We start from the raw sequence: 16908 nt of genomic DNA, 5'->3' as shown, positions 1-16908 counted from the left end.
TGTGGGCGCCGACTGTGGCAATCCGTGCGGGTATCGCACAGGCCCGTCAGGCGCTGGCGCGGGTGACCAGGTGGGCGGGCAGGATCAGCGGGGTGGGGTCCTGTCCGCTGATGAGTGCGACGAGCATGCGCGCCATCTCCCGGCCGAGAGCCGCTATGGGCTGATGGACGGTGGTGAGGGGCGGATCGGCGATCTGGGCGACGGCCAGGTCGTCGAAGCCGACCACTGCGACGTCGGCGGGGATCAGTCGGCCGGCCTCGCGCAGCGCACGCAGCGCTCCCGCGCCCATGTTGTCATTGGCGGCGAACACCCCGTCCACGTCGGGGTGGTTCGCCAGCAGTGCGGCCATGGCGGCGGCTCCGCTGGGCTCGGTGAAGTCCCCCTCCTGCGGCGGGAACGGACCGAGGCCGGCCGCCAGCATGGCGTCCCGGTAGCCGCGGTACCGGGCGCGTCCCACCTCGGTGTCCAGACGCCCGCAGATCGCGGCTACGCGAGTCCGGCCGCGCGAGATCAGGTACTCGGTCGCCTCGCGCGCTCCACCGACGTTGTCGACGTCCACGTACCACCGGGGAGTTGTACCGACGGGGCGTCCGCCGAACACGACGGGCATCTCCGCCTCCTCGACCATGCGCACCAGCGGATCGTCCTCGCGCAGCGCCATCAGCATGGCGCCGTCGGCACCCTTGGACCGAAGGAGCTCCCCCACCCGCTTGCGGCTCCGGTCGGAAGCGGCCAGGCACAGCATCAGATGGAGGTCGGCCTCCTCCAGAGCGGCCGACGCTCCCACGATCACCTGGGCGAAGAACGGATCCGCGAAGATCGACGGGTCCTCTCCCGAGACGACCAGGGCGGCCGCTCCGGTCTGACGGGTGGCCAGAGCGCGGGCGGTCGGATTGGGTACGTAACCGAGTTGCCGGACGGCCCGCTCGACCGCCTCGCGTTTGGCTCGGCTGACGTGCGGTGCGTTGTTGATCGCACGGGAGGCCACGGAGCGGGAGACGCCGGCGAGTTCGGTGACCTCGTCGAGCGTCGGCTGCCGACGCGGCGCGTCTTCCGCCATGAGCCATGAGCCCTTCCCTCTCGATCGGACGGGATGCGTCTCCCTCCGGCTCATGCCGCTGCCACCCGCCCGGTGGCGACGGAGGACGAGTACGGAGCCCTCAGGGACCGGAAGTTTGGGAGCGCTTCCAATTGAGGGACTGTAGAGCCTTGTCCTCGCCCTGTGAAGGGCGAGTTGTACGTCGACCCTTGACAGCTTGACCAGCCAGCAACACGATACCGACCACACCCCAAGTGCTCTCAGCACCTCTGGGAGCGCTTCCATTGGGAGCGCTCCCAATCCTCGCTGCCGACCTTCGGCCCTGTCGTCCCTGCCGGAGAGTCGCCGGCACAAGGGGGCGTCGTACCACCGCACTTCCTCAGCGCGTCGCTCGCTCGTGATCGAGAGCGTGCGACACATCCCTGCCAGGAAACCGAGGTACAGTCATGCGCCACAGACTCCGCGGCCTGATGGCAGCGCTCTTCGCTCTGCCGCTGGCGCTCGCCATCGCACCGTCCGCCCACGCGGCCGACCCGACCACCATGACCAACGGGTTCTATGTGGACCCCGACTCCAGCGCGAAGAGGTGGGTCGCCGCCAACCCCGGCGACGGCCGGGCGCCCGCGATCAACGCCTCCATCGCCAATACCCCGATGGCCCGCTGGTTCGGCTCCTGGAGCGGCACCATCGGCACCGCCACCGGCGCGTACGTGGGCGCCGCGGACCAGGGGGACAAACTGCCCATCCTTGTCGCCTACAACATATACAACCGCGACTACTGCGGCGGGCACTCCGCGGGCGGGGCCGCTTCGCCGTCCGCCTACGCGACCTGGATCGCCCAGTTCGCCGGCGGGATCGCCAACCGCCCGGCTGTCGTCATCCTCGAACCGGACTCTCTCGGGGACTACGGCTGCATGACCCAGGCTCAGATCGACGAACGCGAGGGCATGCTCACCGGCGCCCTCGCCCAGTTCAGCCGCCAGGCCCCCAACACCTGGGTCTACCTCGACGCCGGCAACCCGGGCTGGGCGGACCCGGCGACCATGGCCCGGCGCCTCCACGAAGCCGGCCTCCGACAGGCCCACGGCTTCTCCCTCAACGTCTCCAACTACTTCACCACGACCGAGAACACCGCCTACGGCAACGCCGTCAACAGTGAACTCAACGCCCGCTACGGCTACACCAAGCCGTTCGTCGTGGACACCAGCCGCAACGGCAACGGCTCCAACGGCCAGTGGTGCAACCCCTCAGGCCGCCGTATCGGCACGCCCACCCAGCTGGGCGGAGGCGCCGAGATGCTCTTGTGGATCAAGACCCCGGGCGAGTCCGACGGCAACTGCGGCGTCGGAGCCGGCTCCTCGGCCGGACAGTTCCTCCCCGAGGCCGCCTACAAGATGGTCTACGGCTACTGATCCAGGACTGCCGTGGCCTGGTTCATCCCTGCCCCGCGACCGGGCCACGGGCACCGTCCGCAACACCCCGGCCACGAAGTCCCACGCGGACCCTGTCCCGCGCGCCGCCATCCATAAAGCCCTGCGCGATATTCCGGCGTTGCCCGCGAATCTTACGAGAGGTATTGACGCCGCTCACCGGTCCCCTACCATCCAGGTTGCTCGATACTTCGACCCTTGTTCGAAATCCCGAACAAGGTAGCTGCTCCACTCGCACAGCAGGACACTTCGGGCCACGCCCGCCGGAACGGCCGAGCCGCAAGGAGTCGCCTCATGCGCATGCCATGGTTGCATCAACCCTCCCGTCGTCGCGCGCCAGCTGCCGCCACCGGCCACGAGCTCATGAGCGCGGCCCGTTCCGGGCAGCCGCATCCGGCTGCGCACGAACCCGTCCGGACAGCCCCTGACGGGGCCGGCCGGAACCGCTTACTCAAGAATCAAGAGGTCCTCATGCGCGGAGGAAGTTTCAACCGCAAACGTCTGTCTGTGATGCTCGGCGCCTCGGCTGCGGCCCTGGCCTCGTTGGCGGCCACGCTCGTCGCCAACCCGGCTCAGGCGGCCACCAGCGCGTGTTCTCTTCCGTCGACATACCGGTGGACGTCGACGGGTGTGTTGGCGCAGCCGGCGAACGGGTGGGTCTCACTGAAGGACTTCACCAGCGTGGTGTACAACGGCAAGCACCTGGTCTACGCGTCGAACGTGTCGGGGTCGTCTTACGGCTCGATGAGGTTCAGTCCCTTCACGAACTGGTCGGACATGGCGTCGGCCGGCCAGACCGGGATGAGCCAGGCCGCGGTGGCGCCCACGCTGTTCTACTTCGCGCCCAAGAACATCTGGGTGCTGGCGTACCAGTGGGGTGCGTGGCCCTTCATCTACCGCACGTCGAGCGACCCCACCAACCCCAACGGCTGGTCCTCGCCGCAGCCGCTGTTCACCGGCAGCATCTCCGGCTCCGGCACCGGCCCGATCGACCAGACCCTGATCGGTGACGGGCAGAACATGTACCTGTTCTTCGCCGGTGACAACGGCAAGATCTACCGAGCGAGCATGCCGATCGGGAACTTCCCCGGCAGCTTCGGCTCGTCGTACACGACCATCATGAGCGACTCGACGAACAACCTGTTCGAGGGGGTGCAGGTCTACAAGGTTCAGGACCAGAACCAGTACCTCATGATCGTGGAGGCGATGGGTGCGAGGGGGCGCTACTTCCGCTCGTTCACGGCCTCCAGCCTGAGCGGTTCGTGGACCCCGCAGGCCAGCAGCGAAAGCAACCCCTTCGCGGGCAAGGCCAACAGCGGTGCCACCTGGACCAACGACATCAGCCACGGTGACCTGGTCCGCAACAACCCCGACCAGACCATGACGATCGACCCCTGCAACCTGCAGTTCCTCTACCAGGGCAAGTCCCCCTCCGCCGGCGGCCCCTACGACCAACTGCCCTGGCGCCCGGGTGTCCTTACCCTGCAGCGCTGACCTCGCGCTTTCATCGGGTGGGCTGTCCGAGGCTTGATCACAAACGTGAGAAGTGCTTCTGACCTGCAACGATAGGGCTTGTCGAGAGTCCTGTTGGTTGCGGGGAAAGAAGCACTTCTCCGGTGACCGAGCATGTCGGGTCATACCCGCGTGTCCGTGTCGAGGGCGACGGCCGTGGAGTGGCGCACGCCCTCGACGTGCTCGCCTGGATGCCCCTGCTCGACCTGACGGGCACCACCCGCCGGTGGACACCCCGCCGCCTGCGCGGATACCGCCTCGGGCGGTGGTCCGACCCGCGACGGGCCGGACAGCCGAAATGGCCCCCGGAGAATCCGACGGACCGTCACGAAGGCCGTGGCCAGGTGTTGTTCCGAGGCGCGTCGTAGATGGCCGTGACGCGGGTGCCGCTTCGGTCGGGACCCGCTGGTATGTCAGTCCGGACACGCTCGGTGGGCAGCGCACTCGTGTCGCTGCGCTGCCGCAGCCTCAGCACTCGGTACATGCTCGCGCCTCGTGGGCGCACGAACTGCACATCGCATTCAGAGCGCTCCAGGACCGGGAAGCCTATAGCGGACACGCAGAACGGGTCCGCCAGGCAGCCACACTCTTCGACCCGGAAGTGCTCCAGCGGCTGCTCCGAGCCGGCAGGACAACCGCGGCAGCGCCCGCGCGCGCCAGGACCGAACGTGCTGCAACCCTTGCCCGACTCGACGAGATCTTCGGACCCGGACGACCGAGTTCGACCCGGCCGGGACCGGTCCGCAGGACCGGGGTGGGTGAGGTGGTCGGCGCCAATCGTGCGCACCGGCCCATGCATCGTGCCGGCGACCGGAGCGAACACACACGCTCGACACGGCGGCCGTCGCCGTCCGCGGGTTTCGGCATACCGCCACCGCGGGCTGACCAGCGCAAAGGAAACATGGGATGGATCCGGTTCCGATTGAGGCAGACATGCCTATTGACAGTGTGAAGGACCGGTGGAATCACTATGGGACATGGGATGTCTGAGAGTTCCCTGTGGATGCTCCCGAGTGTTTCCTCCCGGACGGACACGGCACTCTCCGTCCCCTTCCTCACATATTCAAGGAGCAGAATGCAGCTTTCATCTGTTGCGCTCCGGAGCCCCGTGGCTCGTGGACCACGCTTACCGGCGGCCGCCGCCGTATGCGTGATGGCATCGCTGTCCATGTTGCCGGCGACCGCGCCGACATGGTCGGCATCGATGCGGTCGGTTACGGCCCCCCTGGTGAGCTCGGCGTCGGGGCGGTGTCTGGACGTCAAGGGCAACGTCGGCACGCCGGGAACGGCGTTGGACATCTGGGACTGCAACGACCAGGCGAATCAGGCGTTCGAGTTCACGTCGGCGGGTGAGCTGAGGACGATGAACGGCACCCGGTGCGTGGACGCCCACGACAGCCAGGCGGCTCCGGGAACTCCGCTGACCATTTGGTCGTGCGACGGGCGGTCGACCCAGATGTGGCGGCAGAACTCCGACGGGTCCATCACCGGTGCCCAGTCCGGCTTATGCCTGGACGTCAGCGGGGCGGGCACCAGCAACGGCACCGCGGTCATCCTGTGGACCTGCAATGGCCAAAGCAACCAGAAGTGGAGCACACCGACACCTCCGCCCGGGTCCGGCGGGTCCGGCCCGTGCGACATCTACTCCGATGGCGGTACGCCGTGCGTGGCCGCGCACAGCACGGTGCGGGCGCTCTACGGTTCGTACAGCGGCAGCCTCTACCAGGTCAGGCGCTCCTCGGACAACGCGACCAGGGACATCGGCGTGCTGGCGCCCGGCGGCTTCGCCGACGCCGCTGCGCAGGACTCGTTCTGCGCGGGTACCTCGTGCGTGATCACGGCGGTCCACGACCAGTCCGGACACGGCAACGACCTGTGGTACCAGGGATCGGCCCAGGTCCCGGGGTCGAGTCAGAGCAGCCCCGCGAAAGCGACCTCCGAGTCGCTGACCGCCGGGGGCACCAAGGCGTACTCGCTGTACATCAACCCCGGGAACAGCTACTGGCGGGACGGTCACCTGACGGGCGTGCCGACCGGTGCCGCACCCGAAGGGGCGTACATGGTGACCAGCGGCACCCACGTCAACAGCGGTTGCTGCTTCGACTACGGCAACAGTGAGACGGACAGGAAGGCCGACGCCGCCGGGGCGATGGACGCGATCAACTTCGGCACCGAGTGCTGGTTCGGCGGCTGCTCGGGAAGCGGTCCCTGGGTGCAGGCCGATCTCGAATGGGGTCTGTACTCCGGAGGCAGCCAGTCCTGGAACACCAACCAGCGGGCCTTCTCCAACAAGTTCGTCACCGCGATGCTCAAGAACAACGGAACGTCGAGATTCGCCCTCAAGGGCGGCAACGCGCAATCCGGTGGCCTGACCACCTTGTGGAACGGCGGGCTTCCCAGCGGTTACAGCCCCATGAAGAAACAAGGGGCCATCGTCCTGGGAAGCGGCGGCGACTGCTGCAAGCCCGGCGGCGGGGCCAACCTGAGCGCCGGCACCTTCTACGAAGGAGCCATCGTCGCCGGCTACCCCTCCGATGCGACCGACAACGCGGTACAGACCAACGTCACGGCGGCCGGCTACCGCTGAGCTTTTCCTATCCGCGGGAGGCGGCCCCCGTCCAGCACACGCGCCGCAACGCAGCGGCGCCCCACCGCAGGAGGATCGGATGAGGACGAGAGCGAGACCCGGCCGTCTGGCACTGGTGGCCGGCATCGTCCTGGCACTCGTGCTGCCGCTGCTGGCGACGGACACGAGCCAGGCCGCCTCGGCCACGTCGCTGAGCGTGAACCTGGCGTCGGCGCGCGGGCCGTCGACCGGCGTGGGGGAAGGGTTCCTCTACGGCTTCAGCGAAGACGGCAGCCGGCCGGCGGACCAGTTCATCCAGCCGCTGGGGATCAACGCCTTCCGCGGCGGCGGATGGTTCTCCGGCGGCTGGATCAGGGACGGGTACCAGTACGGCTCGGCCACCCGGGCCGACATCGACTCGATCGTCGCGCAGGCGAAACGGCTCACCCGGCCGCCCTACCACGCGCAGTACCAGGTGCTCGTCAGCGACATCTACGGCGCGAACGGCGGCCAGCCGTCGAACACGAGGTACCCGTGCGACAACGGCGACTGCTCGAACTGGGTCGGCTTCATCGATTCCACCGTGGGAGCGCTACAGGCTTCGGGGCTCACCTTCTCCTACGACATCTGGAACGAGCCCGACATCTCCGCGTTCTGGACCCGGGGCGTCAACAGCGCCCAGTACTTCCAGATGTGGGACACCGCTTACCGGGAGATCCGGCGCATCGCCCCCGGGGCGCGGATCGTCGGCCCGTCATTCGCGTTCACCCCGGAGCGCAACCCGGGTCAATGGCGGACCTGGCTCGCGCACGTGAAGGCGGCCGGGACGGTGCCGGACATGATCGCCAACCACAACGAGGGCGATGTCGACGACCCGGTCACCGTCGCGCGGGCCCTGAACGGCGCCCTGACCGCGGCGGGCATCGGCCCGCTGCCGCTGTCCTCCAACGAGTACCAGCCGGCCGACCGGCAGACCGCCGGGGTGACGGCCTGGTACCTGGCGCGGTTCGCGCAGTCCGGGTACACCAACGCGATGCGCGGCAACTGGGTGTGCTGCGTCACCCCGAACCTGACCGGAGTCCTCACCCAGAGCGGGGGCAGCTGGCAGCCGACCGGCAACTGGTGGGCGCTTCGGGACTACGCCGATATGACCGGCACCCTCGTGGACACCTCCGGCCAGGTCGGTTCGACGGCGATCTCGGCCTCCGTGGACTCCTCCGCCAAGCGAGCGGTGGCGGTCATCGGCGACTCGAACGGATACACCGGCGCCGCGTCCGTGACGTTCAACGGGCTGGCGTCCCTGCCCTGGCTCGCGAACGACGGCGGCGTGCACATCACCGTGCACCGCATTCCCGACCGGGCACCGCTCGGTGCCCCGCAGATCGTGTACGACCAGAACGTGAGCGCCTCGGGCGGCTCGATCACCGTGCCGTTCACGTTCCAGGAATCGCACGACGCGTTCGCCGTCTACCTGACACCCGACTCGTCCAGCGGCGGCGGCTTCCCGAACGGCTGCCACCAACTCGTGGTCGCCGGCGACAACGTGTGCACGGACGTGTCCGGCACGAACCAAGACCTCATCCTCCGCTGACCGCGGTTGAACGGACGCCGACCCGCGAGGGACCGCCGGCAACCGCGGAGCCGCCACGGGCAGCACGAGCACAGCACAGTCACCACGTCCCCATGGCCGGACCCGGCGGCCACGGGACGCCTCCGACCTGCGAAAGGAACCCACCGTGTCAGCATTCAGACGGCTGTTCCGGCGTCTGCGCGCCTCGACGGCCGTGCTCACGGGCCTCGTCCTGGCCGCCGGCGGCCTCGTCGGCACGGCTGCCGTGCCGGCCCAGGCAGCCACCTCCATCACGATCAACGGCGCGTCCGGCGGCCGCACCTTCGACGGCGTCGGCGCGATCAGCGGCGGGGGCGGCAACAGCAGACTGCTGATCGACTATCCGGAGCCCGAACGCGGCCAGATCCTCGACTACCTTTTCCGGCCCGGCTACGGTGCCTCCCTGCAGATCCTCAAAGCGGAGGTCGGCGGGGACACCAACTCCACCTCGGGGGCCGAGCCGAGTCACCAGCACACCCGGTCCGACCTGAACTGCGACCGGGGCTATGAATGGTGGCTGATGGAGCAGGCCAAAGCGCGCAACCCGGACATCAAGCTGTACGGGCTCGCCTGGGGCGCGCCGGGCTGGATCGGTGGCGGGAACTTCTGGTCCACCGACATGATCAACTACCTCCTCTCGTGGCTGGGCTGCGCCAAGCAGCACGGGTTGAGCATCGACTACCTCGGCGGGTGGAACGAGCGAGGCTACAACGTCTCCTGGTACGAGCAGTTACGCACCGCGCTCAACAGCAACGGCTACGGCAACACCAAGATCGTCGCGGCGGACTCCGACTGGGCCGTGGCGAACGACGTCAACTCCAACCCCGCGTTCGCCGCCGCGGTGGACATCATCGGCACGCACTACCCCTGCGGCTACCGATCGTCCCAGTCCAACTGCTCGGTGCCGTCGGCCGCCACATCGTCCGGCAAGCCGCTGTGGGCCAGCGAGAACGGCTCGGACGACTACAACGCGGGAGCCGCGGCCGTGGCCCGCGGCATCAACCGCGGATACATCGACGGCCGGATGACCACGTATCTCAACTGGCCGGTAGTCGCCGCGATCACACCCAACCTGCCGTACCCCACCATGGGGCTCGCCCTGGCCGCACAGCCGTGGTCCGGGCACTACAGGATCGGCAAGAACGCCTGGGTGATGGCACAGACCAGCCAGTTCACCAGCCCGGGGTGGAAGTACCTCGACGCCTCCAGCGGCTACATCGGCGGCAGCCGGAACAACGGCAGCTACGTCTCGCTGAAGTCCAAGAACAACTCCGACTACTCCACGGTCATCGAGACGATGGACGCCGGCGGCGCCCAGACGCTGAACTTCACCGTCACCGGAGGGCTGTCCGCCGGAACCGTCCACGTCTGGTCGACCGACGTCAACTCCAACAACCCGGCCGACTACCTCGTGCACGCCACCGACATCACGCCGTCCGGCAGCGGTTTCAGCCTGACCGTGCAGCCCGGTCGCGTCTACACCCTGACCACCACGACCGGTCAGGGCAAGGGCACCGCCACCGGCCCTGCCCAGGGCACGATGAGTCTGCCGTACAGCGACTCCTTCGACGGCTACGCCACCGGCGCCGAGGCGAAGTACCTCATGGACTGGCAGGGCGCCTTCGAGGAGGTGGGCTGCGGCGGCGGCCGCGGCGGCAAGTGCGTGCGCCAGATGAGCCCGCAGAAACCGATCACCTGGGACGCGCTGTCCGATCCGCACGCCTTGCTCGGTGACGTGGGCTGGAGCAACTACACCGTCTCGTCCGACGTGATGCTCGAACAGCCGGGATACACCGAGCTGATCGGCCGCGCAGGCGCACAGGACTACAACAGCACCGGGGGGCTCAACGCCTACCACCTGCGGGTGAGCGACACCGGGGCCTGGTCGATCCTGGACTCCAACACGGGCGGCAATGTCTCCACCCTGGCCCGCGGCACGACCGCGGCGCTGGGCACCAACCGGTGGCACACCCTGGCCCTCACCTTCTCCGGCACCACCATCACCGCCGTCATCGACGGTTCCACGGTCGGTTCCGTGAACGACCGCACCTGGGCCGGCGGGCAGATCGGCTACGCCACCAGCCAGGGCGAGACGGCGCAGTTCGACAACCTGTCCATCACCCCCGGCGGCGGCGGAAACGGCGGCACGACCGGCCCGATCGTCGGGGTCGGCTCCGGGCGCTGCGTGGACGTACCGAACCAGTCGCAGACGGACGGCACCCAGGTGGAGCTGTGGGACTGCAACGGCGGCAGCAACCAGCAGTGGACGAACACCTCGGACGGTGAGCTGCGGGTGTACGGCAGCGACTGCCTGGACGCGGCGGGCCAGGGCACCACCCCCGGTACCAAGGTGGACATCTGGGACTGCGACGGCGGCAGCAACCAGACGTGGACGCTCCACGCCGACGGCACGATCACCGGCGTCCAGTCCGGCCTGTGCCTGGATGCCACCGGCGCGGGAACGGCCAACGGCACCTTGCTGCAGCTGTGGACCTGCAACGGCGGCAGCAACCAGAAGTGGACGCGCGACTGATCCGGTGACCGGCCGACGATCACCGGCCACCGCACCTGCTCCGTCAATTTCCCGAGAGGCCCCCATGTCTTCCTCTTCCCTGCCACTCAGCCGGCGCCGACTGCTGGCGGCGGCCGGCGCGGCCACGGCCTTCGGCCTGCTGCGGTTCGCCCCCGAGGCCGCCGCGACCGACGGCCCCGGAAGCTACACCGCGAGCTGGTCCTCCGTGGACCAGCACCCCCCGGCGCCGGCCTGGTTCCAGGACGCCAAGTTCGGCATCTACTACCACTGGGGCGTCTTCAGCGTTCCCGCGTTCGGGAACGAGTGGTATCCGCGCAACATGTACATCGGCGGCTCGGCCGAGAACAGACACCACATCGCCACCTACGGCGACCCCTCGGCCTGGCCGTACAACAACTTCATCGACGGCGCCCGCGACAAGGCCGGCAACTACGTGCAGTTCGCCCCCAAACCGGTCTCCCAGGGCGGCAAGTGGGATCCGGACGCCTGGGCGCAGCTGTTCAAGGCCGCGGGCGCCAGGTTCGCCGGGCCGGTCGCCGAGCACCACGACGGCTTCTCCATGTGGAACAGCCGCTCCAACCCGTGGAACTCGGTCCAGCACGGTCCCAGACTCGACCTGGTGGGTCTGCAGGCGCAGGCCATCCGGGGGCAGGGGCTGAAGTTCATGGCTTCGCTGCACCACGCCTACCACTTCAACGGCTACTACGACCACGTGCCGTCCCAGTCGGACCCGATACTCCGCGTCCTCTACGCCCAGCAGGGCTCGGCCGCGGAGAACAAGCTCTGGTACGACAAGCTGGTCGAGATCATCGACGGCTACCAGCCGGATCTGGTCTGGCAGGACTTCGACCTCAACCTGGTGCAGGAGTCCTACCGGCTCGAGTTCCTCGCGCACTACTACAACCAGGCGGTCTCGTGGAACAAGGACGTGGTCGCGACCTACAAGGACGGCCTCAACAACAAGGGTGAGGTCTTCGACTTCGAGCGCGGCGGCCCGGCGGGGCTGCTCACCCCCTACTGGCTGACCGACGACAGCATCTCCTCCTCCAGCTGGTGCTACACGGAGGGCATCGGCTACTACTCCACGCAGGCACTGCTGCACTCGCTGATCGACCGGGTCAGCAAGGGCGGCAGCATGCTGCTGAACATCGCCCCGATGTCCGACGGCACCATCCCCTCCGGGCAGCGGTCCATCCTGCTCGCCATGGGCGACTGGCTCGGCCGCTTCGGAGAGGCGGTCTACTCCACCCGCTCCTGGACCAGTTACGGCGAGGGCCCCACCAAGATGGGCGGAGGCTCGTTCAGCGGACCGGTGGCCGGCAAACCGCAGGACGTCCGGTTCACCCGCAGCCGGGACAACAAGGTCCTCTACGCCACCGCGCTGGGCTGGCAGGGCGGCACCATGACCATCACGACACTGAACTCGAACCAGATCAACCTCAGCAGCCTGACCGGCGCCAAACTGCTGAGCAACACCGCTGGCGCCTACATCGACCTGCCCGCTCCGGTCCAGGACGCCTCCGGCCTGCACCTCACCATGCCCTCGTCCAACCCACCGTTCAGTGCCCTGGCGTACACGGTCAAGCTCACCTTCTCCGGTGAGATCCCCGTCCTGGGCGCGCCGGGCGGCTCGACGACCTGGGTGAAGATCGCCAACGTGACAAGCGGACTGGTGCTCGACAGCGGGGGCGACGTCGCCTCCGGATCCAACCTCAAGCAGTGGAACTACGACGGGAGCACCAATCTGCAGTGGCAGCTGATCGACCTCGGCAACGGCTACTACCGCATCATGAATCGCACCAACGGTATGGCCGCCGACAGCTGGGGCAACTCCGCCAACGGCGCTCCCGCCCGCCAGGAGGTCTGGAACGGCGGCAACAACCAGCAGTGGTCGCTGGGCAGCCTCGGCGGCGACCGCTACCAGATCATCAATCGGGGCACCGGCACCGCCCTTGACGGCAGTGGCAGCACCACGGCCGGCTCGACCGCGGTGATGTGGACTCCGAACTCCAGCACCAACAACGAATGGACCATCACCGGCGTCTGAGCCGTCCCACAGGCAGTGCGGCCCGCTCCGCTCGCAGAGCCCGAGCCGCACTGCCGCCTTGTGCTGACTACTTCACCGCACCTCCCGCGCGTACGGCGCGACGGTGATCCGGTCGATCAGCGGGGCGTAGCGGGAGCGGAGCAGCACTCCGGGGAAGGTGTCCGAGGCGTAGGTGGTGCCGTCGAAGTTCGGCAGTTCCTCGGAGCGGAAGGTGATCGGGTTCTGCCCCTTCCTGAGGCGGACGGGGACGGTCAGCTCCCAGAAGTTGTCCTGGTGGAAGGTGTGGGGGAAGCTGACGCGCCGCATCTCGACGCCGCCCACGGTGATGTCGGCGTGGCGTGCGAGCGGGTCCGGGTTGTAGTGGGTGGCTTCGGACTGCTCGGGATTGGAGTAACGGATGCGCAGCGCGTACAGACCGGCCTTGTCCGCGGCGACCGTGAACGTCGCCGTGTTGCCGTTGTCCGGATCGCCGCCTATCCCGGTGATCGCTGTGCCGTCGGTGGCCAGGGGCAGTGAGGTCAGCGTGGCCGAGCCCGCGAGCTTGGCGTCCCGCGCCTCGTACGTACGCGCCTTGAGCCTGCCGGCGCCGGGTGTGACGGTAAGGCGGTCGACGAGGGTGGTGGACGAACCGCCGGTCACCGTCACCTTGTTGACGCCCCCCGAGAGGGAGACGGCCACGCTGTCTGTGCCCTTGCCCAGGCGCAGGACCTCGTACCCGTTGACGGAGAGCCGTGCGTCCGCGCCGCCGAGAGTGTCGACCCTGAGGGTGGCCTCGCGGTCTGCGGGCGAGTAGACCCAGAAGGTGGCGGTCTGGTCCTTGGCGAGCCGGACCGCCCCCGAGCCGGTGGCAGGGATTTTGGCCCTGGGCGGGTTGTACACGGGCTGTGCCCCGCCGGCCGTCCAGGCCAGCTCGCCCTCGTACACCTGGGTGGCGGCCGAAGTCCCGGGGAGGGAGAGGGTGAGGCGGTCGACGATGGCGTCGCCCTTGGTGGCGCGCGTACCGTCGGCGCTCTTCGCGGCAAGTGTGAGGGTGTGCTTGCCCTTGGTGAGGTGGACCTTGGTGTCGGTGTGGTCCCAGACCACCCACTTGTAGCCGAGCGGGAGGTACAGTTCCCGCTCACCGTCGGCCTTTCCGTCCACGCGCAGGAAGACGTTGGTGGGGCCCTGTTCCCTCACCTTGTCGAAGGTGTTGAGGGAGTTGGCGAAGACCGCCAGGTCGTAAGTGCCGTCCTCGGGGACGTCCACGGTGAAATCGAGCGTGACGTCCGAGCCGGTGCGCAGGCCGCCGACGTCGTAGCCGCCGGAGGTGTAGAACTTCGACACGTCGCGCGGCGAACCCTCCGGGCCGTTCGTGGAGTAGCCGGACCCGGTGTGAGCGGCGTCCTCCGCCTCGTACGACGCCTGCCAGCGCACGGGCGGGGACTGCCTGCCCTTCGCCTTCCCGGCCGGGCTGAGGACGATCTCGTACGCCGAGGACTCCTTCAGCTTCGGCAGCTCGCCGCCACCGAAATCGACCAGGACCGTGCCGTCGTCACCGACCTTCAGGTCCCGTTCGCCGAGGAGCCTCGGGCCGGGGGAATCGCCTACCTGACCGCTCCACTCGATCTCCCGCACCCAGGCGTGCACACGGTCCCCGAAGACCTTCTTCGGGACACCCGCGAAGGAGATGTGGCCCTCGCCGGTGGACCCGCCGAAGAGCAGCCGGGCCTGCCGCTTGTTCTCATCCAGCGTGGCGACGCCCTGCATGGTGTAGTTCTCGCCGGGGAAGGGCGGGCTCACCTTCACGGTGTGTCCGCTCATCGAGGCGTACGAGTGCAGCAGCCACCACTGACCGTTTCCCCGGTTGGACTGAACCGCGGAGTCGGAGAGGTTGCCGTCGATGTTCCAGTACGCGATATCGGCGTCCACCTTGGACTCCTCGATCGCGGACACCCACTGGATCATCTGGCCGGGGACGGAGGTGTGGTAGTTGAAGGCGTACTCGTTGATGTTGACCGGGAGCTGAGTGCCCTCCTTGCCGGTGTCCTGGAACAGCTCCTTCTCCCACGTCCGGTACCTGGCGACGCTCTCGCGCACCGCCTCGGGGTGGCTGAGTTCGTGCCAGGTGACCACGTCGGGGAGGGTGCCGGCGGTCAGAGTATGGGTGAGGAAGCCCTTCACCTGGTCGTACAGGACGCTGGTGTTGGGGCCGGCGACGCGGACACCGGGCATCTTGCCCTTGATGAGCTTGTAGACGTCGTCCCAGGCGGCGAAGAAGTCGTCCGGGTCGCTCAGCCAGCTGACCTTGTTGTAGCTCCACTCGCCGGTGCCGAACATGTTTCCCTCCGGCTCGTTGAACGGCACGAAGACGATGTGGTCCTGGTACTCCTTCGGCAGTTTCAGCGCCTGGTCGACCTGGTCGGCGAGCTTCTCCTCGTAGAGCTCGAGCTTCTGCCCGGGGGTGTCGCCCGGCCACTCGTAGGGGAAGCCGCGGTGGATGTCGGTCATGTAGATGTACACGTCGCCGCCGGTGGAGTCGGCCAGCGGTCGGACCACCTCCAGCGCGTCGGCACCGGGGTGCTGCGGGCCGTCCTGCGCCTTCGTGGAGACGGTGCGCAGGCCCATGCCCTCGATGAGGTTGCTGGTGGGGACGTCCGGTCCGTACACGCCGTAGAGGGTGCCGGAGGCTCCGCCGTGGAACGTGCCGGTGTCCGAGCCGAGGTCGACATCGAGCTGTCCCTCACGGACCACCGTGACGGTCGCCTCCACGGCGCGCCCGGCTGCCGTTCCCGCCACCGTGAACGTGCCCGGCCTGGCGTACTTCTCGGGCCGTACGGCGTCCCAGGCGATCGGCGTGCCGCGGTCGTAGCCGTCGGAGAAGGAGGAGCGGACGACCGCGGGGAGGGTCGGGGCCGTCCCGGTCGCCGTACGGACGTCGAAGCCAGTCCGCGAGAGCCGCTGGAACACGGGCACCTTGCCGACCGTACCGGCCACCTGATGCGCGCTGAGCGCCGCGTGCCACACGGTGAAGTCGTCGATGGCGCCCTTGAACAGCGGATACGGGGAGAAGGACCTGCCGATGTAACCGGCGGCCGTGGCGGAATCGTCCAGGAGGTCGCCGGCCCTGACCGTCGTCTCGGCGGAAGAGACCGCCACGCCGTCGAGGTAGGTGGTGACCCGGCCCGCGGAGGCGTCGAGGGTGACGGTCACGGTCCGCCACTCGTCCGCGGGAAGCATCGCGTAACCGCGGACCTGTGTCTCCGCGCCTGTGCCCCCTGTGGTCACGGAGGTCTGCAACCGCCCACTGTCGCTGTGGGGGGTGGTGCAGAGGTGCTTGGTGGTGTTGGTGCCCAGGTCGAAGATCCGCTGCCAGGACACCTTGTCACCGCTCCACTTCACACGAGCGGAGATCGTCAAACCGGTCGCACCGTCCAGCACTTCGCGGGGCAGGCGCACGTACGCACCGTTCGAGGTGGGTGCCCCGCCGGGCAGGGCCAGCGCCCTGCCGCCGTCCGTGCCCCCGACCGACTGCGCGGTGGAGCCGTTCACCAGGGTCGCCGTCAGGCCGTTGCCGGAGCTGTCGGTGATCTTTCCGGACGCGAAGTCGCTGTCATCGAAGGTGTAGTGAGCGGCGGGCCGGGGCGTGCCGACCGCTTGCGCGGGGGCGGCTGGTGCGGCCAGCAGGCCGACGCCGAGGGCCAGCGCCATGGCAGCCGGGGTCCGGCGCCGCGCTGATCTGTCAGCGGATGGCATGGACTGCGTCCTCATTCCTTGAGTAACAGGTTCCGTCGCTCCACCTCGGCCAGCCGCTCGTCCACGTGCCGTCTCCGGTGAGGGATCCGGGACGGCGGGTGTCGAACCGGTTCGTTCATACGCGCCACACGAGGTTCGGGACCTTTCGAGTGGCGGAGATGACGGCCCCGCGCTTCAGGTCGGGTTCACTGTTGCTGGAAGGATCGCTTCATCGAACTGGTTCGGCGAAGCTAGCACCGGGGCACCCCGCCAGCAATCCCTCCAGCACAAGGATTTCCCGGTCCGCTGGCGGCTCGCGGCAGCGTGGCCAAGGGTGTTGACAGGCGTTGAGATGGTTCCTACGTTCACTTCACGCGAACCGGTTCGACGACCGGCCGTCGCGCCTCGTTCCCTGACACAACCTCACGACCGGCGGGCCCGTCCTCCCCGCGGGATGCCGA

Annotated in this window: 7 protein-coding genes and 1 pseudogene; 6 read left to right on the top strand and 2 right to left on the bottom strand. The window is 68.4% G+C overall.

Translation table 11 applies throughout. From position 1 onward, the window contains the following. Positions 1 to 46: 46 nt before the first annotated feature. Entirely contained in the window at positions 47 to 1060 is a 1014-nt protein-coding gene (locus tag IEJ02_RS14970; protein ID WP_191065321.1) for a LacI family DNA-binding transcriptional regulator, read from the bottom strand. A 425-nt stretch (positions 1061 to 1485) separates the two neighbouring features. Here IEJ02_RS14970 and IEJ02_RS14965 point away from each other — a divergent pair, with 425 nt between their 5' ends. From IEJ02_RS14965 to IEJ02_RS14940, 6 genes and pseudogenes are all read left to right on the top strand, one after another. Further along, the gene (locus IEJ02_RS14965) at positions 1486 to 2451 is read left to right on the top strand and encodes a glycoside hydrolase family 6 protein (protein ID WP_191065320.1); all 966 of its coding nucleotides are present in this window, start codon (positions 1486 to 1488) and stop codon (positions 2449 to 2451) included. Between the two features lie 609 nt (positions 2452 to 3060). Further along, positions 3061 to 3963: pseudogene (locus tag IEJ02_RS14960) on the top strand (non-reducing end alpha-L-arabinofuranosidase family hydrolase); the annotation flags it as partial. A 1171-nt stretch (positions 3964 to 5134) separates the two neighbouring features. After that, positions 5135 to 6568, top strand: a complete 1434-nt coding sequence (locus IEJ02_RS14955) for an arabinofuranosidase catalytic domain-containing protein (protein WP_191065319.1) — start codon at positions 5135 to 5137, stop codon at positions 6566 to 6568. A 79-nt stretch (positions 6569 to 6647) separates the two neighbouring features. Next, positions 6648 to 8138 carry a hypothetical protein gene (locus IEJ02_RS14950; protein ID WP_223863839.1) on the top strand — a complete coding sequence of 497 codons (1491 nt, stop codon included), beginning with the start codon at positions 6648 to 6650 and terminating at the stop codon, positions 8136 to 8138. Between the two features lie 145 nt (positions 8139 to 8283). Continuing rightward, entirely contained in the window at positions 8284 to 10689 is a 2406-nt protein-coding gene (locus tag IEJ02_RS14945) for a ricin-type beta-trefoil lectin domain protein (RefSeq protein WP_191065318.1), read from the top strand. Between the two features lie 64 nt (positions 10690 to 10753). Continuing rightward, a complete protein-coding gene (locus tag IEJ02_RS14940; RefSeq protein ID WP_191065317.1) occupies positions 10754 to 12736 on the top strand; it encodes an alpha-L-fucosidase in 1983 nt (660 codons plus the stop codon). Between the two features lie 72 nt (positions 12737 to 12808). On the opposite strand, the gene IEJ02_RS14935 is transcribed toward IEJ02_RS14940, so the two are convergent. Beyond that, positions 12809 to 16423 carry a LamG-like jellyroll fold domain-containing protein gene (locus tag IEJ02_RS14935; RefSeq protein ID WP_191065316.1) on the bottom strand — a complete coding sequence of 1205 codons (3615 nt, stop codon included), beginning with the start codon at positions 16421 to 16423 and terminating at the stop codon, positions 12809 to 12811. Positions 16424 to 16908: the final 485 nt, after the last annotated feature.

The organism is Streptomyces sp. 5-10, from assembly GCF_014712245.1.
GTDB classification, from domain to species: domain Bacteria; phylum Actinomycetota; class Actinomycetes; order Streptomycetales; family Streptomycetaceae; genus Streptomyces; species Streptomyces violaceusniger.
The sequence above is the reverse complement of the archived record's forward strand: the minus strand, read 5'-3'. Positions and strand labels throughout refer to the sequence as shown.

Coding starts and splice junctions, on each gene's coding strand:
- IEJ02_RS14970 (WP_191065321.1), bottom strand. CDS start 1,060: ATGGCGGAAGACGCGCCGCGTCGGCAGCCGACGCTCGACGAGGTCACC.
- IEJ02_RS14965 (WP_191065320.1), top strand. CDS start 1,486: ATGCGCCACAGACTCCGCGGCCTGATGGCAGCGCTCTTCGCTCTGCCG.
- IEJ02_RS14955 (WP_191065319.1), top strand. CDS start 5,135: ATGGCATCGCTGTCCATGTTGCCGGCGACCGCGCCGACATGGTCGGCA.
- IEJ02_RS14950 (WP_223863839.1), top strand. CDS start 6,648: ATGAGGACGAGAGCGAGACCCGGCCGTCTGGCACTGGTGGCCGGCATC.
- IEJ02_RS14940 (WP_191065317.1), top strand. CDS start 10,754: ATGTCTTCCTCTTCCCTGCCACTCAGCCGGCGCCGACTGCTGGCGGCG.
- IEJ02_RS14935 (WP_191065316.1), bottom strand. CDS start 16,423: ATGGCGCTGGCCCTCGGCGTCGGCCTGCTGGCCGCACCAGCCGCCCCC.